Below are 1,062 nucleotides of genomic sequence, written 5' to 3'. Positions count from 1 at the left end.
AGATGTGGAAACAGCCGATGCTCAATAGGGTTGTATTTGGAAGTGTAAGGGGGATAGTGAGCAATGCGGATTTCAATACCGAGTTCGTTGACCAAGGCTTGCAAATCTTGTTTGAACAAATATTGTCGGGAACTATTGCTGCCACCACCGTCACACATCAGGAGAATCGAACTCGCAGACCGATAATGCACCACACCATAGTTTTGCCACCAATAGCGAATGGAATCACAGGCAAATTCACCCGTATCATGGCTAGTACCAATCTGGATATAACCAACGTTTTGTGTCAGGTCATACAAGCCATGTGGAATCGCCACTCCATCCGCCAGAGATTTCCAATCATGGTCGAATACCTCAATCTCTTCAGTTGTATACATTCGTCCCTGACGATACAACTTTCCAATCAATTCTTTTTTTTTGTATCCATGCTCAAAACCGGATTGCCTGCGGCCTGATAAGACACTTTGATGTGTTCAATGTTTTCAAACTGTTCATTACGCTGTGGATGTTCCCCTGTTGCCAGCCGAATGTGAGCTTTGCGTTTACGGTAGTGGTAACGTTCAAGCAGTTGGTCTACGACGGTGACACTAACACTGATTCCCTCCACAGTCAAAAGCAGAGCGATTTCTTGTCGAGTTAGGTTAGTCCATTTCACTGTTTCATCCATTGGTGAGCCTGCCGTATGTTCAGCAAGTACTTTTAGAAATGCCGCATCTAATCCCTCGATAGTTTCAACCTTAGACTTGCGTCCCCCTCCACTGCGACGAATCTCACTCATGTTCATCGCTGTTTCATCTTCCAGTTCCTTCAACCCAAACCGAATGGTGTCGTCATCACACCCAAATAGTTGACTGATGTAGTTAATTCCCCCCCATCCCAGTTTTAGAGCTTCAATCGCTGCATAACGACGACGATCTTTCTCTGATAAGGACTGGTAAAGACGTTGCATTTTTGCTTCGACTTCGGATGAGTAGGAATTCATATCACACACAGGATACCTATAGATAACTTCAGCCTATCATTGCATCCTCAATTTCTGGATCTTATTTAATCCACGTTCCT

General features: G+C 44.4%; 1 pseudogene. It reads right to left on the bottom strand.

Features of this window, described 5'->3' with window-relative positions:
* A pseudogene (locus ABF638_RS38115) lies at nt 1-667 on the bottom strand (ISAzo13 family transposase); the annotation flags it as partial.
* Nucleotides 668-1,062: the final 395 nt, after the last annotated feature.

Source organism: Nostoc sp. CALU 1950 (genome assembly GCF_051172895.1).
Lineage (GTDB): Bacteria > Cyanobacteriota > Cyanobacteriia > Cyanobacteriales > Nostocaceae > Nostoc > Nostoc edaphicum_A.
The sequence above is the reverse complement of the archived record's forward strand: the minus strand, read 5'-3'. Positions and strand labels throughout refer to the sequence as shown.